General features: G+C 33.3%; 18 protein-coding genes. 1 reads left to right on the top strand and 17 read right to left on the bottom strand.

Annotation, left to right across the window (positions count from 1 at the left end; translation table 11 throughout):
* Positions 1-11: 11 nt before the first annotated feature.
* The 7 genes from BN863_RS10525 to BN863_RS10495 are packed head-to-tail and all read right to left on the bottom strand — an operon-like array spanning position 12 to position 8,096.
* Positions 12-812, bottom strand: coding sequence for an alpha/beta hydrolase (locus BN863_RS10525; RefSeq protein ID WP_038530310.1), 801 nt, complete (start codon positions 810-812; stop codon positions 12-14).
* A 9-nt stretch (positions 813-821) separates the two neighbouring features.
* Positions 822-3,323 (bottom strand): glycoside hydrolase family 2 TIM barrel-domain containing protein, encoded by a 2,502-nt coding sequence (locus BN863_RS10520; protein WP_038530308.1) that lies wholly within the window; start codon positions 3,321-3,323, stop codon positions 822-824.
* A gap of 20 nt (positions 3,324-3,343) precedes the next feature.
* Positions 3,344-4,216 (bottom strand): LamG domain-containing protein, encoded by an 873-nt coding sequence (locus BN863_RS10515; RefSeq protein WP_051774696.1) that lies wholly within the window; start codon positions 4,214-4,216, stop codon positions 3,344-3,346.
* Between the two features lie 11 nt (positions 4,217-4,227).
* Positions 4,228-5,340: a Zn-dependent alcohol dehydrogenase gene (locus BN863_RS10510; RefSeq protein ID WP_038530306.1), complete on the bottom strand. Its 1,113-nt coding sequence runs from the start codon at positions 5,338-5,340 to the stop codon at positions 4,228-4,230.
* 27 nt (positions 5,341-5,367) lie between these two features.
* On the bottom strand, positions 5,368-6,621 hold the full coding sequence (locus BN863_RS10505) for an NAD(P)/FAD-dependent oxidoreductase (RefSeq protein ID WP_038530304.1): 1,254 nt from the start codon (positions 6,619-6,621) through the stop codon (positions 5,368-5,370).
* A 1-nt stretch (position 6,622) separates the two neighbouring features.
* Positions 6,623-6,931: a 2Fe-2S iron-sulfur cluster-binding protein gene (locus BN863_RS10500; RefSeq protein WP_038530300.1), complete on the bottom strand. Its 309-nt coding sequence runs from the start codon at positions 6,929-6,931 to the stop codon at positions 6,623-6,625.
* Position 6,932: 1 nt separating this feature from the next.
* Entirely contained in the window at positions 6,933-8,096 is a 1,164-nt protein-coding gene (locus BN863_RS10495; RefSeq protein ID WP_038530297.1) for a cytochrome P450, read from the bottom strand.
* A 202-nt stretch (positions 8,097-8,298) separates the two neighbouring features.
* Here BN863_RS10495 and BN863_RS10490 point away from each other — a divergent pair, with 202 nt between their 5' ends.
* The gene (locus BN863_RS10490; RefSeq protein ID WP_038533484.1) at positions 8,299-9,153 is read left to right on the top strand and encodes an AraC family transcriptional regulator; all 855 of its coding nucleotides are present in this window, start codon (positions 8,299-8,301) and stop codon (positions 9,151-9,153) included.
* A 7-nt stretch (positions 9,154-9,160) separates the two neighbouring features.
* Here the strand turns inward: BN863_RS10490 and BN863_RS10485 are convergent, their stop codons facing one another.
* The 10 genes from BN863_RS10485 to BN863_RS10445 all read right to left on the bottom strand — a co-directional run bounded on the left by BN863_RS10485 (position 9,161) and on the right by BN863_RS10445 (position 22,678).
* Entirely contained in the window at positions 9,161-10,804 is a 1,644-nt protein-coding gene (locus BN863_RS10485; RefSeq protein WP_038530294.1) for a sulfatase-like hydrolase/transferase, read from the bottom strand.
* A gap of 62 nt (positions 10,805-10,866) precedes the next feature.
* A complete protein-coding gene (locus BN863_RS10480) occupies positions 10,867-11,586 on the bottom strand; it encodes a 3-ketoacyl-ACP reductase (RefSeq protein WP_038530292.1) in 720 nt (239 codons plus the stop codon).
* Between the two features lie 13 nt (positions 11,587-11,599).
* Positions 11,600-13,126 carry a Dabb family protein gene (locus BN863_RS18045; RefSeq protein WP_051774695.1) on the bottom strand — a complete coding sequence of 509 codons (1,527 nt, stop codon included), beginning with the start codon at positions 13,124-13,126 and terminating at the stop codon, positions 11,600-11,602.
* 4 nt (positions 13,127-13,130) lie between these two features.
* Positions 13,131-13,631: a GlcG/HbpS family heme-binding protein gene (locus tag BN863_RS10470; RefSeq protein WP_038530289.1), complete on the bottom strand. Its 501-nt coding sequence runs from the start codon at positions 13,629-13,631 to the stop codon at positions 13,131-13,133.
* Positions 13,632-13,719: 88 nt separating this feature from the next.
* On the bottom strand, positions 13,720-14,292 hold the full coding sequence (locus BN863_RS10465) for a Crp/Fnr family transcriptional regulator (RefSeq protein ID WP_038530286.1): 573 nt from the start codon (positions 14,290-14,292) through the stop codon (positions 13,720-13,722).
* 44 nt (positions 14,293-14,336) lie between these two features.
* Complete coding sequence (locus BN863_RS10460; protein ID WP_038530283.1) at positions 14,337-16,157, bottom strand: arylsulfatase; 1,821 nt, start codon at positions 16,155-16,157, stop codon at positions 14,337-14,339.
* A gap of 11 nt (positions 16,158-16,168) precedes the next feature.
* Complete coding sequence (locus BN863_RS10455; protein ID WP_051774694.1) at positions 16,169-17,524, bottom strand: hypothetical protein; 1,356 nt, start codon at positions 17,522-17,524, stop codon at positions 16,169-16,171.
* A 98-nt stretch (positions 17,525-17,622) separates the two neighbouring features.
* Positions 17,623-18,063, bottom strand: a complete 441-nt coding sequence (locus BN863_RS18810) for a hypothetical protein (RefSeq protein WP_051774693.1) — start codon at positions 18,061-18,063, stop codon at positions 17,623-17,625.
* On the bottom strand, positions 18,063-20,939 hold the full coding sequence (locus BN863_RS10450; RefSeq protein ID WP_038530282.1) for a glycoside hydrolase family 2 protein: 2,877 nt from the start codon (positions 20,937-20,939) through the stop codon (positions 18,063-18,065). The genes BN863_RS18810 and BN863_RS10450 overlap by 1 nt, the downstream gene beginning before the upstream one ends.
* Before the next feature lie 152 nt (positions 20,940-21,091).
* Positions 21,092-22,678 carry a sulfatase family protein gene (locus tag BN863_RS10445; RefSeq protein ID WP_038530279.1) on the bottom strand — a complete coding sequence of 529 codons (1,587 nt, stop codon included), beginning with the start codon at positions 22,676-22,678 and terminating at the stop codon, positions 21,092-21,094.
* Positions 22,679-22,684: the final 6 nt, after the last annotated feature.

Raw genomic sequence — 22,684 nt, 5'->3', positions numbered from 1 at the left:
ATGTTTTTTTCTTATACAAATTGATTGAAAAACAGTAAAGATTTTTTGATGTATTCTTGCCAATATGGCCATTCATGAGCGCCTTCAAATTCCTCATAGCTATGATTTATTTGATGTGATAACAAATCTTGGTGCAAGGTTCTGTTATGTGTAATTAACAAATCGTCTTTTCCACAATCGAAACGAATTGGAGGTAAGCTTTCTTTATTTTGAAGCATCAGTTTAAAAACATCTTCAGTATTTCTATCTTTTTGATTGTAATTAGATTCGTCTTCTTCAACAAACAAATGCATCTGATTTGTATTTGTTATCGCTGAATGGGCAGAAATTGCTTGATAGTTGTTTGGATATTTTACACCCAATCGCAACGCACCATAACCCCCCATAGAGAGACCAGAAATGAATAAAGTGGAATTTTTAGATGTACATGAAATATTTTCTGTTACTGCATCTATGACATCATTAACAATCCATTGTTCGTAATTGGTATTATTATGCGGTAAATATGCAGAACCATCGCCCCATAAGCCGTCCGATGGCATTGCTAAAACCATGGGTTGTAACAAACCTTGTTCCATCATTTTTAAAGCAGTAAAATGTACACCTGCTTTGTGTGCCCAAATCCAAGCACTTCCATAAACACCATGGAGCAACGTTACAATTGGAATGTTTTTTAAATTTTTAAAAGGCGGAACAAATACACAAATATCACCTCGTCCATTTAGATTAGACGTTTTTACGGTAATAAATCTCAGGTTATTACTTTCAAATTCGGGATTAGATAGTTCTGTAGTTCTAAATTTTGATGTCATAATAATATTCTAATTAATCGAAAGCGTTTCATTGGTTTCAGTGAAATTTTTAGTGCTAGTTTTTAAGATAACTTTTCCTTTTTCTTTTGATTTTACAAAAATTACCGCCTGCCCGTTAAAGAATTTTCGTGTTGGTTTAGACAAGTTTTGCATATTTGTAGGATCTCCATTTCCTGAGGCTAAAAAGCTTGCTGCACCGCTAACTTCAATATCCATATTTTCATTATAATGTGGGCATAAATTTCCGTCTTTATCTAACACTGAAACGACATAAACGCCAACTTCACCAGTATTTATCGATGTAATTTCGGGTTCTATCTTAATATGATGTGGTGCACTGGCTGTTACTCTTACCATTTCTGCAGCTTTTTTACCTTTTTTATCATAGGCGACCACTTTTACTTCTCCAGGTTCATAAATTACATCGTCCCAAACTATGGCATAAGCTTTGGTTAAATCCCAATTTCCACCACCAGAAGCTTCCACTTTAATATTGGTATTTTCAAAATTTAATGTTTTTAAGCGCTTTTTAGTTTGTACTCCATAACTCTTTCCGTTTACAAACAATTCAGCTTTTTCATAAGAGGTATAGCAAACTATAGGAAAAGATTTTACATTTAATTCGGGCCATGTCCAATGCGGGAAAAAATGTAATACATCTTTATCTTTGCGCCATTGTGTTTGATACAAGTGATATTTGTCTTTTTCTAAGCCAACAAAGTCTACAGGTGCAAAATAAGAGCTTCTTGATTTTGCATCGTGATAAGGTGAGGGTTCACCTAAGTAATCATATCCAGTCCATACAAATTCACCGTAAACCGTTGTGTTTTTTTCTAGAGCAGCAAATTCTTTTACAGGTGGGTAGCCCCAAGGAACTTGGGTAGATTCATAATTTCCAGGATGACCATCAGAAAAAATAAACGTATTTAAAGAAGCTCCTCTTTTATCATGGATGGTATCGAAAACTACCGGAAATTTATAAGCGTTTCGCACACTTACAGTGCCTCCCGTTTCGCTAGCATAGAATTTTAAGTTTTGATATTTTTTACGTATAGCCCCATAAATGCCAGGTTTGTAATTAAAACCAGCAACATCTACAGTGGCTGCCATACCACTTACTAAAGCATTATTAGCCGAATTGAAACCAGCAGTCGTAGCACGTGTGGTATCTAATGTTTTTACTATTTTATTTAAATAATCTGTAATATGATTTGGATCGTGTTGATACTGCTCCATAATTTCGTTACCAATACTCCACATAATAATACTTGGATGGTTTCGATCTCTTAAAATCATGTCTGAAAGATCTGTTTTTGCCCATTTGACAAAATGTTTTGAATATCCATTTGTTACTTTTCCAATTTGCCATTCATCAAAAGCTTCATCTATAGCTAAAAGTCCCATTTCATCACAAATATCCAATGCTTCAGGAGCTGGGGGATTATGAGAAAAACGAATAGCATTAACGCCCATGGCTTTCATTTTTTTCATTTGTCTTATAAATAATTCTTTATGAAATGCAGCCCCGGTAGGACCTAAATCATGGTGCATGTTTACACCTTGAAATTTTATTTTTTTGTCATTTAAATAAAAACCGTCAACTTCAAAACGTATACTTCGAATTCCAAATGGTGTCGTGTATGTATCGATTTCTTCATCACCCTGGAAAATGGAAGTTTTTAAGGTGTATAAATTTGGCGTTTCCAAATTCCATAAATCGGGTTTAGAGATTGAAAATGTCTCAGTTAACTTTTTATTTTCTGTGATTGTAACTTCCTTGATTTTTGAAGTAATTTGAACTCCTTTTGAATTAAAAATTTGGTTTTCAACTCTAAATTGTCCGTTACCAATTAATTCTAGGTCAAGATTTACTGATGCTTTTTTTTCTGAAACGAAAGGCGTAGTTATAAATGTTCCCCACGTTTTAACATGGGTAGGATTGGTTTTAATTATGGATACTTTACGGTATAAACCAGCACCCGGATACCAACGCGACTGACTGTTGTAATTTTCTAATCGTACAGCGATTGTGTTCTCTCCTTGCTTAAGAAATTTTGAAATTTTGAAATAGAAAGAAATGTAACCAAAAGGACGTTCGCCTACATATTGTCCGTTTACATACACTTTAGCATTACTCATTGCTCCATCAAAAAGTAATTCTATATTTTGATTTAAATCTTGTGCAGACATATTAAATGTTGTCCTGTACCAACCTATGCCCACATAAGGTAAAGCTCCACTTCTTCCAGCTCTATACTTTGGTTTGGTTTCTCCATCTTGCACCACCATGGTCAATTGCAAATCGTTTGCAAAATCAAAATCACCTTCTACTGCCCAGTCGTGAGGTACGCTTACAGTCCTCCAATCGGAATCATCGAAATTTTCTTGAAATGCAGCACCAAAATCGTAGTTCGTAAATTTCCATTGGTCTAAATTTTCAACAGTACGGTTTTGTGCTATTAGTAATTGAAAGTTACAAAGGAGTATAAAAATGGAGAGATATGTTTTCATATGTGTCTTTTCAAAAGTTTTTATTTATAATCTACAAGTTTGTATGTTCTTATATAATCTATATTAGCGGTTCTATCTTTTTTGTTTGCACTTGCAACTTTTCCGCCATCTTCAGGTATTGGGTTCCAATCGTATGCTTCAATAGAGAAATGTATAAACATATCTTGATTGAAATTTGCGGGAGGCGTTAATGTATATTGATATTCGCCATTTAAGTAAAAAAGCAATTCGGTTGGGCTTTTCCACCAACAACCGTAGGTGTAAAAGGTTTCTGAGTTTTTAACTTCGGGTATGGTCATGGCCTGGTCTCTTTCAGCTTTATTACAAGAGGTTTCTCTAAAAATAGTGTTGGAATGCATAATTTTATCCCATACTTTACCCCATTCTTCAGCCAATGGAGAAACAGAGCCTACAGATTCTGTAATATCAATTTCATGTTTTTTACCACAAATGTTTTTTGACATCAGCCAAAAGCCACCACCCATTTCAGTTTTACTCATTTTGAATTTACTTTCAAAATAATGACCGTAACTTACAGGTTTTACTGCTCTAATAATACCTCCATAATAGGTGTAGTTTTGTGTGTTTTTATATTTATGGCTTACATAGGTTTCTTTTAATTTACCTACTTCTATGTCCATAAATCCGTTTGTTACATTTATAGAACTTTCCTTAAAAAGGGCAGGAGGTCTACCTATCCAACCAAAATCGGGGTGTCCTTCAGGATCGGCTACCCATTTTTTTGTGTTTAAAGTATTTCCATCAAATTCATCAGAAAGGGATTCTATCAATTTCCACGATTTGCCATTTGGGGCCTCGATTTGAGCTATTAATTTGTTTGTAATTAGTATAGTAAATGCAAACACTAATACTATGTTTAAATGTTTTTTCATGGCATTTTTTATTAAAAAATAATTACACCCTTTGCATTCTTCCCTGTTAACATATCATCAAAAGCTTGTTGTAAGTTTTCTAAAGGATAGGTTCTAGTAATCATTTCATCTAACATTAAATCTCCTTTTTCATACAGACTTACCAATTTTGGAAAATCTACTTGTGGTCTGCACTTTCCGTACAATGGATTAATGTAAATTTTATCCCACTCAAACAAACGCATATCGATGGTGATTTCTTCTTCAATTCCGCTTACTTGAACAGCTGTTCCTGCGTTTCTAATCATAGCTAATGGTGCTGCTCCCAATGCTGGAATTGCGGTACATTCAAAGGCATAATCGGCACCTCTACCATTAGTTAGTTTTTTAACGTCTTCGGAAGCTTTTAGTAATCCAATGTCATTTTTATCGGCTAAAATTGTATGTGTAGCACCAAATTGTAAAGCCATATCTAGCCGTTCCTGATTAATATCGATGGCGATAATTTTAGCTGCACCAGATATTCTAGCACCTTGAATAACATTTAATCCAACACCACCAGTGCCTAAAACTACTGCTGAACTTCCAGCTTGAAGTTTTGCGGAATTTACAACCGAGCCATAACCGGTCATTACACCGCAACTAATAATACTTGCAGAAGGCATGGGCATATTGGTTTCAATTTTTACGCAAGCAGAGGCTTTAACTAAAGTATATTCTGAAAGCGTTCCGATGTTAAAAGAACGTTCTATTGGAGTATCATTCCAAGTTGTGCCTTCTAAATGTGCGTGACCAGGAGTATATCCATTTCCACCGGCCGTTACAGGTGAATTACTTTCGCAAATATGTTGATTCCCTTCTTGACATTGAAAGCAAGTCATACAAGGTGTTGCCCAATTTAAAATTACATAGTCACCAACGTTTAAGTTGGTAACAGCGCTTCCAACTTGTTCAACAAATCCAGCACCTTCGTGTCCCATAACTATGGGTTTACCCCAGTTTAAGGAATCGTGATCTGTGTGACAAAGCCCTGCCGCTTTAACTTTAACAAGAACTTCGTCTGCTTTTGGACTTTCAACCTGTACAGTTTCAATACTAAATGTTCCGTCGCCTTTTGCAATAGCGCATTTTGAAATTATGGACATATAATTATTTAAATAGTTAATTAGTTATTAATCTTTTAGAAAGCTCGTCGGCTTAATAGGAATAGATGAATTTTGTAATTTAGCTTTGTCTATAAGTTGTTTACCTGTTATAAAACGACCACCTAAAACATAGGCTTTTGCATTATTAACAGCATCTACAGCTAAAAGTTCATCGTCTTTAAAATACCAAATTGAAAGACTTCTATCATGGTTGTCTTCAACACGTTTTATAATCTGGTTGTAACCTGTAGAAAGTCCAACCATTTGTAATTTTACATCGTATTGATCAGACCAAAACCAAGGAATGGTATTATAAACCAAGGTTTGTTTGCAAATTGAAGCAGCCGCTACTTTGGCTTGATCTACCGCATTTTGAACTGATTCTAATCGGATAAATCTATTGTAATGTGGATTAAAATGAAACGTACAATCTCCAATAGCGTAAATATTTTTGTTTGATGTGCAACAGGTTTCGTCAACTTTAATCCCATTTTCAATCTCTAAACCAGCGGATTTTGCAAGTTCTACATTCACTTTAATACCAACGCCAACAACAATAACATCGGCTAAATACGTCGTGTTATCATCGCAAATTACACGGTTTGAATGTTCAGTATTTTCAATAGAAATTACATTTTTATTTGATAATATGGATACACCGTTTTCAGTATGTAAATCTTGAAAAAACTCAGACATTTCCGGAGCAGTAATTCGTGCTAAAACCCGAGTTTCACGTTCTAAAACAGTAACATCTGCACCCATTTTTTTTAAGGAAGCAGCTGTTTCCAAACCTATATAACCACCACCGATAATTACAACACGTTTTTGTTCAGTTGCATTTAAGGCTTTTTTTATATGAATGGCATCGGCATAGGTTCGCATTGGGAATAAATTTTTTGCCGTTTCAATACCTGCAATTGGCGGGATAAAAGGACGCGCACCCGTTGCTATGACTAGCTTGTCGTAAGTTTGCACGATACCATCTGATAAAGTGATGGTTTTTTTATCCTTGTTTATGGACGTGATTGTTTTTCCTAATTTTAAAGTAATCGCATCTATTATATAATTTTGTTCAGGAAATAGCGTGTCAATTTGTGAATCTGCTTCCGAAGTAATATATGTTTTAGATAGCGGTGGCCTGTGATACGGAATTTCTGGATCGCTATCGAACACTAAAATGTCGCCTTGCCAGCCGTCTCGTCTTAAATTAAAAGCGAAATTTACTCCAGCATGACTTGCACCAATAACGACACAGATTTTGTTTTTAGAATCCTGTAACATCTTATTGAGCAACTTTTAAAAGGACACCGTCAAGGGCTTCACTAACTTTTATTTGGCAAGATAATCTACTATATTCACTAACGTTATCATCAAATTCAAGCATGTCACTTTCTAATTCACTCGGAGCCCCAGTTTTTTCCCAATCTTCTGGAGAAACATGTACATGGCAAGTGGCACAAGAACAAACGCCCCCACAATTACCTTCAATGCCTTTAACTTTGTTTTGTACTGCAAGTTCCATTACACTTCCAGTAGTTCCTTCAGTGGTTATAGTATCGTTATCCTTTGTTACAAAAATTATTTTAGCCATTTTAATTTAGTTTACTATTAAATTTTACGTTGATTTTATCGAAACCTACTTTACGTTTATAATCGCCAAGGTCTTCTATGTTTTCTTTATAATCTAGAATCTCTATAGATTCAACTTTCTCTATTAATGTGTGTATTAAAATTTTCAAAATTTGTCTGGCATGTGTTGCACCTAAACAATTATGAGTTCCGAATCCAAAAGCGACATGTGGATTTATTTTTCGGTCTATAACCACTTCATTTGCATTCTCAAAAACCTTAGCATCTCTATTTGCAGAAGCCCAGTTTAGAGAAATTCTAGTATCGGCCTTTACAGCATGTTCACAAACTGTAGCATCCTCTGTTGCTACACGTCCCATTTGGGTTAAAGGTGAAAAATAACGTACTAGTTCTTCTATTGCTGTAGTTGTTAATTCGGGTTCTTTACGAAGTCGCTCTAAAGATTCTGGATGTTCTGCGAAATAAGCAATAGAGTTAGTAACGGCATTAATCACGGTATCTCTTCCTCCTGCAAATGTTAAAATAACAATTCCTTTAATTTCTTCTTTAGTTAGCTTTTTACCATTGACTTGAGAAGCTAAAAGTTTAGAATAAAAATCGTCGCCCGGATTGTTTATACTTTTATCAATTTGTTCATCTATATAAGCGTACAGTATATTCGCTTTACTAGCATCTAATGCGGTTGCTTCACTTCTAAACACATGAGTTCCCCAAGAGATCCAAGTTTCGGAAACAGAAAACGGAACATTGAATAATAAGGTAAGAGCTCTGGATTGTAGTTTTAACGAGAAATCATGAATAACTTCTGTTTTGTCCTGCGTTAAAACTTCATCAAACAAAGTGCTAATTTGTTTTTTTAACTCTGCTTCGTATTCTGCTTCTAAAGGGCGTTTAAACCATTGGTCTAAAAGTGCTCTATAATCGCCATGCATTGGTGGGTCTAGCTCAAAAGGAATTTGGCGTGTATCGCGAATATTTACTTCTGAAGGAATAACAATTCGTCCAGGTTCTGCACCAGATTGATATGTTTTCCAATTATGAGCACAACGCCTTACATCTTTGTGTCCCAATACCATAACAACAGGGTCGTTTTGGTCGTCCATTTCTCCAAATCCTTTTTCAAGTCTATCATTTTCAAAAGGATCATTAATTTTACTTTTATCCATTGGGTATTTATTTCATTTAAAAGTTCGTATCGGAATTAACAAAAATGTGAAAAATGTTTATAGAATAAGTAACTGTATTTAGCTTAAAAAGGACTTATATTGACTTGTTAAGTGTTTAAAGTTTAAAAAACATGATAATAATAAGATGTTTTTTTATGTTGAGTCCCTAAGTTTTATATTTTTGATTTTAAATAAAACCTGTTTGAAAGCACAATTCGAAAAAATATCGGCACCAATTCATTCTTCTTTTAAAGCTTTTGTTTACGAGAACGAAAATTTTAATGCGCCATGGCATTTTCATCCAGAATTTGAACTCACTTTTATTGAAAAAGGGGAGGGCATTCGATACGTAGCCAATAGCGTTCAGAAATTTAATGCTGGTGATTTTGTTTTGTTCGGAAGTAATTTGCCGCATTGTTGGAAAAATACTTTGAATTCGGAATCTAGTGTAAAATCATTAGTGTTTCAATGGGATGAAAATTTATTAGGAATCGATTGGATTAACAAAGGTGAATTTTATCATATTAAAAATTTATTAGCAAAGTCATCTAGAGGGATTAAATTTAATGATAACGTTGGGGAGGCATATTATAACGAGATTGTTGATATTATGAATAAGCCATCATTTGAAAAATTAATAAGTTTTATACAATTATTAAATAAGCTTGCTTTAATTAATGATTATGAATTATTATCTTCTGAACATTTTTCAGGTTCCTTAAATATAAAAGCAAATGCGAGGATTGATAAAGTGTACGAATACATCCACGCGCATTACGATAAAAAAATTGTACTTAACGATGTAGCTTCGTTAGTTTCAATGGGAGATGAAGCGTTTTGTCGATTTTTTAAAAAATCGCTTAATAAGTCCTTATTTACATTTGTAAATGAATATCGTATAAATGTAGTTTGTAAGCAACTCATTGAAACCAATAAACAAGTTAGCCAGATTGCGTATGAATGTGGTTTTGAAAGTTTACCTTATTTTTATAAACAGTTCCAGAAATTTATGAATTGCTCGCCTTTACAGTTTCGAAAGAATTATTTAAACCAGTAATTAGGTTTTAATGTTTTCCATCTGGGTATAAATCATTAGTGTATCTATATACTTCTGCTTTTCCAGTACCTCTAGCTTTAGTTATTTCAATTTTCCATTGGTTTCTTAATGTTTCTAAAATATCAGCGTTCTTCTTCTCACTTACTACATTATGAAGCTCGTTTGGGTCTGATTTTAAGTTGTATAATTCCTCGTAAACCGCTAATTCACCAGCTGTAGGAGCATCGATATAACTACGGTATTTAGCGATTTCTGGATCGTGGGTTTTATATAGCATTTCATTAACAGGTATCCCCATCTCTTTAGCATATTTTATTTCTTTTTTAGCTGAGAAGTTATCGTTTTTATAATATCGAATGTATTTCCATTTTTGATTTTGAACAGACTCACACCTTGGGTTTCCAAAATGCGTAGACCATAAGTTTTCGGTATATGCATAATCTCTAATAATATCTTTGTCTCCATTAATGATATTTGACAGGTCTTTTCCTTGATATGTGTTTGGAATTTCTATTCCTGCTAAACTTAATAATGTAGGAGCAATGTCTATAGTTTGTGCTAAAACATTGGTTGTAGAACCTTTAACTTTTTTAGCCATTTGAGGTGTGTTAATAATAATGGGAACATGAGTTGTTTGTTCGTAGCATAAAGCTTTTCCACCTAAACCTTGTTGACCACCAAATAAGCCATGATCTGAGGTAAAAATAATGATGGTGTTTTTGTCCAGTTTTAAATCTTTAAGTTTCTTAACAAGATTACCAACCAATCTATCAATTCCTGTCATAGATTCTAGTTCCCGGATATAACGTTCCTTGATACCTTCAGGTGTATCTACATAATTATAACCTTCTTGACGGTCTTCGGCATGTAAAAGTTCTTTTGGTAATTTCGGCGTTTTTATATCTGCTTTAGCGATATAATTATCAGGTAAAGGAATGTCTAAATTTCTATATAATGTTTTGTAAATTGTATCATCATCAGTCTTCATTTTCATTGTTTTGGTACTCGCACCATGTGGTAAATTAAAGTTGATAGAAAGCATAAAAGGTTTATTGCTAGGTCTGTTATCTAAAAAATGTAATGCGCCTTTTAATTTTCTAGCATTAGGATCTAAAAAATCATCTACACCTTCATTAATAATTTCAGGCTGCGTAAAGGCTATAGCATCGTTAAAAATGGTATGGTTGTCTTTAGGATAAAATCCTAAGTGGCCGTGACCGGCATACCAATAATCAAAACTTTTTTCCATTACACCACTGTTATATCCACCATATCCAATTGGCGCGTGGTTTTTTCCGACCCAACCTGTATAATAACCATTATTACGCATAATTACAGGGTAGGAATTTTTCCATGCTGTATCCGAAACACTTGTTCCTGAGTTAAAATTAACGCCGTGTTTTCTTTCATATTGACTTAGCAAAATTGAAATTCTACTTGGTGTACAAATAGCACTAGTAACATGGGCATTAGTAAAAAGCATGCCATTATTCGCCAATTTATCAATATGTGGTGTTTGCACAATTGGATTTCCTGTGCAGCCCAACAAATTGTAAGATTGATCATCGGTTAAAATAAACACAATGTTTGGTTTTTGTTGCGCTTGCAAAATTCCTGAGAACATTAGAAAAATAAGTGTTATTTTTTTCATTTGTTAGGTGCTAAATATTTTATGGTTATTTCGAAAATAAAACTAAAGTTTTAGTATTGATATTATGGATTTGTAGACCATAACGCAGCACTTTTAAGCATTGCTCGTCTTGGTAGTTTTAAGCCAGCTATTATTAATTCGGCAAAATCTTTGGGTTGCAGAACAGTATTGTGAGTACCTTTTTTTGCAATGCCAGCTTCAATGGACATATCTGATTCTATGGTGCTTGGCGTTAATGTAATGACCCTGATATTGTTTTTTCGAACTTCTTTCATCAAGGATTCAGACATGCCAATAACTGCAAATTTTGATGCAGAATAGGCCGATGTACTTGCACTTCCTGTTAATCCTGCTGTAGAGGAAATATTAATAATATCGCCGGTATTTTTAGCAATTAAGTATGGTAAAACTTCTTTGGTAACATAATACATACCCATAAGGTTGGTTTGCATTATTTGAGTCCATTGTTCAACTGGCATTTCATTAAACGAACCAAAGCCACCAATACCTGCATTATTCACTAAAATATCGACATCTCCTAAATTGTTAATCATATGTTTAATATTAATTTTTACGTCTTCATAATTTCCAACATTAAAAACAGCATATGTCACTTTAACTCCAAGGGCCTCAATTTCAGAAGCAGTTTCTATTAAGTTACTTTCTGTTCTACCAGTAATTGCGACATTAATACCTTGTTTGGCAAAAGCAATTGCCGTAGCTTTTCCTAAACCTCTTCCTCCTCCAGTTATTATTGCATTTTTGTTTTTTAATATTTCCATTTCTTAAAGAATATTAATTATGTTTTGTCCAATAGTCCATTACAAATACATCACCTATAATTGGGCCTACAGTATTAACTAATTCTAAATGCGCTTTATGAAATAGATAAATTTCTCTGTCCTGTTCATTATTAAACGTTATTGTAAAAGTGTGTGTAAAACCTTTGCTAGCGCCTTCTGTACTATCATTTATTCCCCATTCTATATTGGCGATTTCGGGAATTTCATTTTTTAGATCTAAAAACGCTTTAACGGCTGTATCAACTTGTGCTTTGTTGGCAGTTTCTTTATATTTTAAGTTTACTATATGCCTTAAAATTTTGCCGTCTCTGTTAATTTTAGGAGCTATTTTATAACTGACGATTTTACCTAAATCGAACCTGAATGAACCCGCAATTAAGAAATTGGTATCTTCAATTTTATGAGACTTTAAACCGTAGTAGATTGAAAAACCAGTTTCTAAATAATTAATTGGAGTAAGGATACCTTCTTTATTTAATTTTAATAATTGAATGCTAGCATCGTCTCTTGTGCCTACTGCTAGAATAGCTTCATTATTATTTGTAGACACAATTTCAATTCTTGTTTGTCCTTGTAATTTTGTGGTTTCATCATCTTTTAAAACAAAATGTGGAATCAAAGCACCTTTTTCATTGACTTTAAAAACACTAATACCATCACCATGATACACAAAGTCAGTTTTTTTAATAAATCCTGCTCGCTTATAATATTTGTGGTGTCTATGCCCCACAATAACATATTTGTTATCTTCTAAAGTGACTCCGGTTACTGGGTACGTACCAGTTAAAAATCTATCTGTGTCATTATCGCTTATGTTATTGATATTCTTAAACGTACCATCATTGTAAACTCTAAAACTACTAACACCATTATCTTGAAAACCTCCCGTGTATAGATAGGTTTTTCCTTTAATGTTATGCACATACATGCCTATTATGCCATCTGTATGAATAGTTTCGTCGTCTTTCATAGACTGTACATGGGTTAGTTTTCCATCGTTATGTATTTTAAAACTACTTAGACCAGGAGTCTCTTCTAAACCACCAATGAAAAGGTATGATGCTTTTTTCATGTGAACGACCTGCAGGGTAATGGCTGTCCCTAAAAATGTTTTATCGGTATCTTCAACCAAAGCAACACGTTCTAAAAATCCGTTGTTTAAAATTTTAAATGTTTCAATAACATTTCCGTGTTTGTTAGCTACAAAAAGAAAATCTGTACCATTAATATTGTCTGCAACCATACCTCTGGCGGGTCCTTTTTTCATATAAAGTTCATGGTTACTTATTGGAGTTAGTATACCGTCTTCATCTAAACTAAAGACATCAATATTACCAACACCACCTGCAAATACATAATGAGAGCCGTCTTTCTCATAGCTTGTTACAGAAACCGTATTTTTGCCAGATATACTTTTGAAGTCTTTTCGGTAAATCATAGCATTATCTGTGACCTGAGAGAAGCTCATTTGTGATAATACTAAAAGGCTAAGAAGAAATATCTTTTTTATAAGATTCATGATTTTAGTTTTTTAAATGATTTAAAATAGCATTTGCTCCTGCAAGGGCAATATCATGATCTTCTTCTATGGTGCCCCCGCTTACGCCAATAGCTCCAATAATATTTTTGTTTTGATCTACTATCGGGATCCCTCCGGGGAAAGTAATTAGGCCACCATTAGAATGTTCAATATTATATATAATTCCTCCTGGTTGACTAAGTTTTCCTAAATCGCCCGTAGCCATATTGAAATAGCGCGATGTTTTTGCTTTTTTTATAGCAATGTCTATACTACCAAGAAACGATTCGTCCATTCTTATAAACGTTTTTAGGTTTGTGCCAGCATCAACTACGGCAATGTTAACGAGAACATTTAATTCTTCTGCTTTTTGTTTAGCCGTTAAAAGTGCTTTTAAAGCATCATTATGTGTAATATCATTCGATATTTGGGCTTTTGCTAAACTCGATGTTAATGCTACCATAATTAAAATGATACAAATTTTAAAATGTTTTAATGAATTCATTATTCTAATTTTTTATGAATTACAAAGATTAGAAACCACTAAGAGAAAAGAGTTGAACAAGTTCAACACCTATAAAATAAATATAAGATTAAGACTGCTTTTTTATCTTGCTCAAAAATTCGTGTCGGATGCCAAGGTAACCAGCTATTTGTTTATCTGTTAGCTTTGATGCAATGTCTGGATATTTTTTAATAAAATGAGAATATCGTTCTTTTGCGGTGAATGAATGATTATTTATTAACCGCCTTTGCCATGAAACTAAAGCTTTTTGAGACATTATTCTAAAAAGTTTTTCAACCTTTGGAAACCTATCGTATAGCGCCATTTTATCTTGCTTATTAATTAAAAGCACCTTACTATCTTCTAAAGCTTGCATATTTAAATTAGAAGGAATTTGATTCATAAAACTATCAATATCCATTAGCCACCAATCTTTAGCTGCAAAATATAAGGTGTTTTCATTACCTTTTTTATCGATAATAAATATTCTGAAACAACCTTCTAAAACAAAACCTTCAAATTTGCATATTTGACCTTGAGTTAACAAGAATTCCTTTTTTTTAATGGATTTTGAGTGAAATAGTTGGGTGAATTCTTCTAATTCCGTGTTAGAAAATGCTACATTTTTAGTTATATTTTCTATTAATAAATTGTTTGTCATTAAGCGCTTTGTTCTAAAATTTTTATATACACCATGTATTCATTTTATATTTTTTTGATATATGCATAATAGGCCACATTAGAGTTATCATCAGAGGTGCTGAACTTGGCCTCAAATTTTGTTTTTCCAGCTTTTAAATTAACATTGAACTTGGCTTCAAAATCATTTTCTTGAATTGAAATTTCAGATTTTATTTGATTTTCAAACTCAATGGAAGCTTTTACAAAATTCAAATTTTTTCCTTTTGGAATATCGTTTTCCAAACCAGGTAGGTCTTCTTTTGTTATAACAGGCGTGGTTGCATTAATCGCTAAATTTGATTCCTTTGGATAGCGCCTTAAAGAGACCTCGTAATTTCCACTCTTTAAAATATCGACACTCCAATAACCATGAGCAGTAATACCTTCTCTAACGTATATCTGGTTCCACGGATAAGCTCCTGATTCAGCATGTATATCGTGCGCTGTGAGTGTAATTGGATTTTCATGTTCAGAGCCTATTTTAAAGTAAATCTCCTTATCAAAATCTTTTGAAACTTGGGTCCACCAATTTTCATAAAAGGCTTTCATTTCGTTTACTTTTTTAGGAAACTCTGCTGAGATATTGTTTTGCTGTCCTTGATCTGTAGAAACATTATATAATTCTTTCCCGTTAATCAATCTCCAATGGTCTTGCATCACAGCAGAATTTTTCCATTTTTCAGGATGTTGCACGCGTTGGGAGTCTGTTACCAGCATTCTGTTTTTTAAGGAATCTTTTTCTCTTAAAAGTGGTACTAAACTTTGTCCGTCTATAGGTAGATGATTTTTAGGTAAATCGATGCCACACATTTCTGCTAAAGTGGGCATAATATCTAATTGTGCAGTTAAGGTTGAAAAATCTTTAGAAGTTGAAATATTTCCATTTTTCCAGTGTATAAAAAATGGCACTCTATGTCCACCATCATATTCACTTCCTTTTGTACCTCTCATATTAGCATTAAAACCTGTTGTTTTTCCGTTTTTATTATAATACCCAGCAGAAGTGCCATTATCTGTCATGAAAATTAAAATGGTATTATCTGCAACATTTAATTCTTTTAGCTTTTTTCTTAGTTTACCAAAATTGTCATCAATATTAGTAATCATTCCATAAAAACGTTTTTGTGTATCTGCTAATACATCTTCACCTAAATCTTTATATAAATTGTAATATTCCAGAGGTACATTATATGGGCCGTGTGGCGCGTTGGGAGCTATATAGCAGAAAAAGGGTTGGTTTTTATTTGTTTCGATAAAATTTAAAGCTTCGTTAAAAAACACATCGGTACAATAGCCTTGATACTTTTGAGGTTTTCCATTATGAAAATAAGTATCGTTAAAATAGGTGTTGTTCCAATAATCAGGAGTTTGCTGAACACCGCCACCACCATGCATTACCGTTTCTTGAAAACCTCTGTGTTCTGGTCTAAAAGGGTAGTTGTCTCCTAAGTGCCATTTTCCAAATCCACCTGTTTTATAGCCAGCTTCAGTAAACATATTTGCTATGGTTTTTTCGTTTTCTCTCAACAAAGACCATCCGCCAACGGTATGCCAAACACCTGTGCTATTGGCGTATCTGCCAGTCATTAATCCAGATCTTGTAGGAGCACAGGTTGGACCAACATGAAAGTTAGTTAAATGATAACTTTCTTTATGAAAATTATCAATATTAGGTGTTTTTATAATTTTGTTCCCATGTGCCCCAACATCACCATAGCCTTGATCATCAGTAATAATTAGAATTACGTTAGGTTTTGATGTGTTAGCAATTGGCAAGTTTTGTTTTTTTTCTGAACTACAACTCGTGATGATTAAAAAGCAAACTAAAATTTTTATAATTTTCATTTTATTGGTTGTTAATTCATGTTTTCAATATTTAATATCACAGAACTCACAAATCCGCCAGAATCTGGGAATGTTAATTCTATTTTATTAATTTGGGTATTAATATTTCTAATATTTGTAGGAATTGGAATTACTCCAAAAAACTGTTCGCGTCCTGCTTGGTCGTATCCTGCCCAATTGGATGGAACCTCTATAATTTCTCCATTAATTTTAACAGTGGGTTTTTTACTTAAATGATGCGCTCTACCAAGCCCCATTTTTATTATAGCGTTACCTTGTGTACTTGTTTTTACATTTTCAATAGTAAAAGTTATGGGTTGATTTGCTACAATAGGATGTAAACAGGTTTTTGAATAATGATTAGTTTCGGTGATTATGTTGGTAAAATTAACAGCATTAATACAATATTCTAGAATTATAGTTTCGCCGGTTTCTAAAGCGACTTTATCTAAAGGCATTTTGTTTTTTAAAAACTCGAGTTGTGGCGTTCCGTTTTCTGAAATAAAAGAGCGTCTAATTGTTAAGTCAGTAATAGATGACTTACTTTTATTTAAATAATCTAGATGTATAGTTTCTTTCGTATCTGATAAATTATTAAGCGCAACATATGCCTTTTCTTTGGTACTAAAAGCATGGACTTGAATATCGGGATTATTTGATGTTGAATACATTCTATTTCCACTAACATCTTTCCACAACTCCCAAAATTTTAATAGATGGGTGTACTCATAAGTACCGTCTTTAGTTTTTCGTAATAAAACCCAAGGGTAGGGTTGACCTTCTTTATTTTCTTCAGATTTATAAAACCATTCCGCCTTACCCGTAATAAAAGGTACAGCTTTTAATAACCGATCTGGTTTGTCTAGAAGAGACATAAGAATTTTGTTGTAAGACATTAGGCATATGCCATTAAGTTCTGGGGAATAGGGGGTGCCTTGTAAGCCTTTTGCGGTATACCCATATTCAGAAATTAAATGTGGTTTTACTTTACCCCATTTTTGAAAACTATAAGATTCGATTAAATCTAAAATAGCTTCGGAATTACTGCCAGATCGAAAATTAAAATCACCTTCTACGTTTCTCCCATCATAAATATGTGTTGCAAAAAAATCCATATTTTCACCCGCCAAATCCATAAAAACTTTCATTCTTGTATTCCATATGGCAAAATTATTTTTATCGTATTCTGGCCATGCTGCACTATAACCTCCAACAAGTATATTGGGTATTTCTGCTTTAACTTTTTCGGCTACTATTTTATGAAACTTAGACATTTCAATAATAACGTCTTCTGTTTCTTTGTACGTTTTAACAAAGTCTTTTGCGTGAACAAAAGGTTCATTCATTACTTCATAATATTTAGGCATTACCGGATATGCATTTTTAATGTATTCTGCATTAAATGCTGCTGCTTTTTGGTAATCTCCTTTATATTGAAAAGCTTCTCTTGGATGGTCTGTAATGATTAAATCTGTGGTTTTATACTTATTATATAGCAGAGCTTTTCGTGCCTTTCTGAGTTGTTTATACCTAAATTCAGTGCGTTTTCAATGGATAAGTTATTCTTATTTAATTTTGAATAGGGGCGGGGTCCACCAAAGGTTCTTCCAAACTTAATACCTAAATCGTCGAATAAATATTCGGGATTATCTGCTAATCCATTATCAGTATACGACCCGTGGATTGCAAAGTATTTTTCTCTGTTTAATTCGCTTTCAGAACCTATAAATTTTTGAGTTGTAAAATCTATATTTACGATGTTTTTTTGAGAAAAACACACAAGTGTTACTAGGTAGATAACGGAAAATAATAGGTGTTTTTTATATTTAGTTTTTCCTTCTGTTATACGAATAATAGTGTTATTTGCACCATACTGACTTTTAAAAATAATGTTCTTATTCTTCATTATTTTATTTGTTTAAGTATGAAACCATTTAGCCAAAGCGTACCTTTTTGATTGATACTTTTAAACTTCAATACAACCGGATTGGTACCATCAGATTTAAATGTAGATTTAATTGAAAGCGGATTACGTTCGCCACTACTATCATTGTCGTAGTAATTTACAATATGATCATCGGATATTCTGCTAAAACTGCCATCGACATCTTCAACACTAACTTCTATTTCATTCGTTAATTTGATGTCGGATTTTCTTGCATGATGGAACGTTTCTATTGCATATTCCCCCGCTTTTAAGTTTGTTAATTTTAAAGATAATTCTCCACTTTCTATATACACACCATCAGTACCTACAAAACTCAAATCACCAATCATACTCGTACCATTTCCTAACCAATTTATAGTTTGATCTGCACTTATTTCTACTTGAATATTGGTGTCTTTTAGTTTGTGTTTTAATTCATTATTTGAGCTTCCTGTCCATTCTTGCCATTCAAATTGTACCAATTGTTTATCTCCACCAATATCCACACGTTCTATAGGGAAATCGTAAATCGCTTTAGCATGGTTTGCAATTTCGTTGGTATTAAAATCAACGGTATTAATAGATGCTTTTCCTGTTTTTAGTCCATTTGCCTTTGCTGTAATTGTAAGAGTTCCAGGTTTATCTGTTCCTTTTACATAAATGGCAGCTACACCATTATAAACAAGCGCTGGATTTGCATAAATTTTACCATTATCAATTAGCTCACCAGCACCAGATACAGAAAAATGAATTTCATTTTTAGTTTGAGTTACAACTTCGCCATTTTCATCTAAAATAGTAGCATAAACTAATCTAATATCAGATCCACCGGCATAAAATGGCTGATTGTTTATATTAAAATCAATTCTTATATGATGTGGTTTTCCTTCTTTATGTCTTACAAATTCTGTTGCTTTTTCTCCGTTCGAATAACCAACAGCCTTTAATGTGCCATTTTTCCAATTATATTTAAATGTAAATGACGGATGATTTAAATTGGTTTTGGTAATATCATTATCGGGAAATTGTTTAGCAATAAGTTTTCCGTCTTGATATAACTCTACTTCTTGACAGTTACTAAACACTCTAACTTTTCCGTCTTTCGACGCTGTTTCATCTGCAATATGCACTATTGGTTTTTTTACAAGTTCTGATTGATACCAATAATAAACGGGCTTAGGTACTCTATAAGGTGACAATACACCATAGGTTGTCATAAAATCTCGTGACCATTGATCGTCTACAATATCTGGTTGTAAATGGTTATAATCTGCACCTAACCACGTAATGGCTGCAAAATTATTTTTATTGCCTTTATATCTTGAAATGTGAAATTGATTGACTTCGGCATTAGGAGAACTTCCATGTTCCATGACCATGGTAAAAGCACTTTCAGGAAATTCTGTTCTTCTGTAATCCATTGTAGCATGCACGTCTGTAACACCTTCATTTTTTGGTCCATCCCATGGTGCAGAAGCAGAAGCTGTTAATCTGAAAGGATCTTCTTCTTTAGCAACTGTTTGCATTCTAGGAACAGGACCCCTATGATTAATTCCTGCTCCCCATACAATAATTGATGGGTGATTTCTATGATTACGAATCATAGTTCGCGTTGCTTGTTCTAAGTTTTCAAACCACATGTCATCTCCCCATTCAATCCATGTTGAAGGTTCTTCATAAACAAAAATTCCTAATTCATCGCAGGCCTTAATAAAGGCATCATCTTGTGTATAATGGGACAATCTTATAATGTTCATACCTGCTTTTTTGTATTGCAATGCTTCGTTATAATGAAATGAATTAGGAACGGCGTCTCCAATATTAGGATAATTTTGATGGCGATTTGCACCCACTAAAAAAAGAGGTTCTCCATTTAAAACAAACCCTTTGCCTTTTTCTAAAGAAAATTTTCTAAATCCGAATTTGTTTTCTACAAAATCAACAGGTGTTTCGTTATCATAAATTACTGAATTTACACGGTACAAATAAGGTGAATCTGGAGACCATAAATGATAATCGTCTTCAACGGTTGTAGATTGTCTAAACGTATGTGAAGAATTTGCAGCAATGCTTGTTTCTGAAATTAATTTTTTAATTACAAACCCATCATTATTAATAATATTGGTAATTATCTTACTTTTTTTAGCCGTATTATTTTCATTTTTTACAGTTGTTTTAATCGTAACCGTACCATTATTTTTATTTACAGTAGGTGTTGTAATATGTACGCCAGCATCAAAATCTTCCCAATTAAAATTGACATGTAACTTATTAGTAGTTACCAAATACACATCTCTGTAAAGTCCACCAAATTTCACATAATCGGTTCTATGTGGGTCGGGTGCAATAGTTTGGTTATAAGTGTTATCTGCTTTGATAGCAATGGTGTTTTCTTGTCCAAATTGCACAAAATTGCTAATATCGAAATGAAAAGGGGTATAGCCATTTACGGCATAATTGCCCACTTTTTTTCCGTTAACCCATAACTCTGTTGCATTATGTACAGCTTCAAATTCAAGAAATATTTTTTGAGAATTATCAGCTTCAATTTTTAGTTTTTTTCTATACCAACTGACATCACGGAGGTATTTTTCTTGTACCCACGTTTCCTTAATACTATCGAGTTCATAAGAAACTAATTGTGGGGTGTGAGGCACTGAAACATTTTCCCAATTACTGTCATCAAAATTTATACTGGAAGGATGGGGTTCAAGGTCTCCTAAATGAAATTTCCAACCTAAATTAAGATTTGTTTTTGTTCTATTTCCTACTTCAAAACCTGTGGGTAACAAATTACTCTGAGCAAAATTTATTTGACAGAATAGAAGTCCAATAATTAAGAATTTGATTTTCATTTTTTGATGTATAAATTTGATTTACACCAAAAATATTTATTCTTTGCTTTTGCTTTAATTATATATGGTTAGATTGTTATAACATATGGTTAATATTAGAAAGGGCTTTGAATTTTCATTCAAAGCCCTTCTGTTTTAAAGTTTTTTACAATCTATTTTAACTCTAGTTCTTTTATTTCTACTTCTGTTTTTCCTCTTATTTTTTTGTAAATAGCAGTCAATTCATCCAATTTTTCTGGGTTACTTTGAGCTAAATTATTTTTCTGAGCATGGTCTTCTTTTAAATTATAGAGTTGAAATTCGCTAGAAATTCCTAACTCAATATTAACCTGGGTATTTATAGGGTTACCTTTGTAAGGCGGTATCATTACCCAGTTTCCACTACGTAAAGCCGTTTTTTGACCAGCTTCAATTATTAGATTTGTTTTTCCTGTTTTAGAGTTTCCTAAAAGAACATCTATAAGTTGATCACTATCTTCTGTTTTTATGTTACTTGCTGTTAATTTAGCCAAAGAACTTAATAAATCTACTTGGCAAATTAAAGCATCAGAAACCGAAGGGGTAATTTTGCCTTTCCAATATGTAAAAAATGGTACGTGGGTACCGGCATCAAATAAACTATATTTTCCACCTCTTAAAGCGCCTGCAGGTTTGTGATTACCCAATTTTTCTACTGCATCATCATAATAACCGTCATTTAAAACAGGTCCATTATCACTTGTAAAGATTATTAAAGTGTTTTCTAACAATTGTTCTTTTTCTAAAGTCTTTATAAATTCTCCAACTATCCAATCGGCCTCAAGAATAACATCTCCTCTAGGGCCCATTCCAGATTTGCCTACGAATCTTGGGTGTGGTGTACGTGGTACATGAGGTTGTTGTAGTGCATAATATAAAAAGAACGGATTTTCTTTATGTTGCTTAACATAATTTTGTGCTTCTACTAAAAAGTGATCTGCCATATCTACATCACTCCACTTCGCTGATTCACCACCTGTCATAAATCCAATTCTAGGAATACCATTAACAATACTGTTATTATGGCCGTGGTGCCATTTCATTTTAGTTAACTCTGGGTTGTCTTTTCCTGTAGGCTCTCCTTCAAAATTCTTAGCATAATTAACTTCAATAGGATCATTAGGGTCTAAATTATCAACGCGTCCATTTTTAATATATACAGTGGGAACGCGGTCTTGAGTAGCCGCCATAATGTACGAATAATCAAATCCAACTTCGTTAGGGCCAGGAGAGACGTGGTCGTTCCAATTAACATGTCCTGTACCTAAACCTAAGTGCCATTTACCAACAATTCCGGTTGTATAACCTTGTTGTTTTAACATTTTTGGAATTGTTGTTTGTTCAGGGTTAATAATTAAAGGCGCCGTTCCTGGAAGGATTTGAGCATCCTTATTTCTCCACGGGTAAACTCCTGTTAAAAGTCCATATCGGCTAGGAGTACAGGTTGCAGAAGTTGCATAAGCGTTAGTGAATTTTACACCACCATTTGCTAGTTTATCTATGTTAGGTGTACTTAATTCGGTAGCACCATAAGCACTAAGGTCTCCATATCCTAAATCGTCTAAATATATAATAACGATGTTGGGGTTGGATGTGTTTTCTTTAGGACTTACTTCTGTTAGGTTTGTTTTTTTTTCCTGTTTGCAACTAAAAACCGTTAAGAGTATTGTTGTCAATACAAAGCAAAGGTAGATTTTTTTGATTTTTATATTTTGAATCATATTGTG

The organism is Formosa agariphila KMM 3901, from assembly GCF_000723205.1.
GTDB lineage: Bacteria > Bacteroidota > Bacteroidia > Flavobacteriales > Flavobacteriaceae > Formosa > Formosa agariphila.
The sequence above is the reverse complement of the archived record's forward strand: the minus strand, read 5'-3'. Positions and strand labels throughout refer to the sequence as shown.

Bases quoted from the DNA above. Each gene is read 5' to 3' on its own strand.
- BN863_RS10510 (WP_038530306.1), bottom strand. From the start codon at position 5,340: ATGTCCATAATTTCAAAATGCGCTATTGCAAAAGGCGACGGAACATTT.
- BN863_RS10515 (WP_051774696.1), bottom strand. From the start codon at position 4,216: ATGAAAAAACATTTAAACATAGTATTAGTGTTTGCATTTACTATACTA.
- BN863_RS10465 (WP_038530286.1), bottom strand. From the start codon at position 14,292: ATGACAAACAATTTATTAATAGAAAATATAACTAAAAATGTAGCATTT.
- BN863_RS10505 (WP_038530304.1), bottom strand. From the start codon at position 6,621: ATGTTACAGGATTCTAAAAACAAAATCTGTGTCGTTATTGGTGCAAGT.
- BN863_RS10485 (WP_038530294.1), bottom strand. From the start codon at position 10,804: ATGAAAAAAATAACACTTATTTTTCTAATGTTCTCAGGAATTTTGCAA.
- BN863_RS10520 (WP_038530308.1), bottom strand. From the start codon at position 3,323: ATGAAAACATATCTCTCCATTTTTATACTCCTTTGTAACTTTCAATTA.
- BN863_RS10480 (WP_038530292.1), bottom strand. From the start codon at position 11,586: ATGGAAATATTAAAAAACAAAAATGCAATAATAACTGGAGGAGGAAGA.
- BN863_RS10450 (WP_038530282.1), bottom strand. From the start codon at position 20,939: ATGAAAATCAAATTCTTAATTATTGGACTTCTATTCTGTCAAATAAAT.
- BN863_RS10500 (WP_038530300.1), bottom strand. From the start codon at position 6,931: ATGGCTAAAATAATTTTTGTAACAAAGGATAACGATACTATAACCACT.
- BN863_RS10460 (WP_038530283.1), bottom strand. From the start codon at position 16,157: ATGAAAATTATAAAAATTTTAGTTTGCTTTTTAATCATCACGAGTTGT.
- BN863_RS10525 (WP_038530310.1), bottom strand. From the start codon at position 812: ATGACATCAAAATTTAGAACTACAGAACTATCTAATCCCGAATTTGAA.
- BN863_RS10470 (WP_038530289.1), bottom strand. From the start codon at position 13,631: ATGAATTCATTAAAACATTTTAAAATTTGTATCATTTTAATTATGGTA.
- BN863_RS10455 (WP_051774694.1), bottom strand. From the start codon at position 17,524: ATGCCTAAATATTATGAAGTAATGAATGAACCTTTTGTTCACGCAAAA.
- BN863_RS18810 (WP_051774693.1), bottom strand. From the start codon at position 18,063: ATGAAGAATAAGAACATTATTTTTAAAAGTCAGTATGGTGCAAATAAC.
- BN863_RS18045 (WP_051774695.1), bottom strand. From the start codon at position 13,126: ATGAATCTTATAAAAAAGATATTTCTTCTTAGCCTTTTAGTATTATCA.
- BN863_RS10445 (WP_038530279.1), bottom strand. From the start codon at position 22,678: ATGATTCAAAATATAAAAATCAAAAAAATCTACCTTTGCTTTGTATTG.
- BN863_RS10495 (WP_038530297.1), bottom strand. From the start codon at position 8,096: ATGGATAAAAGTAAAATTAATGATCCTTTTGAAAATGATAGACTTGAA.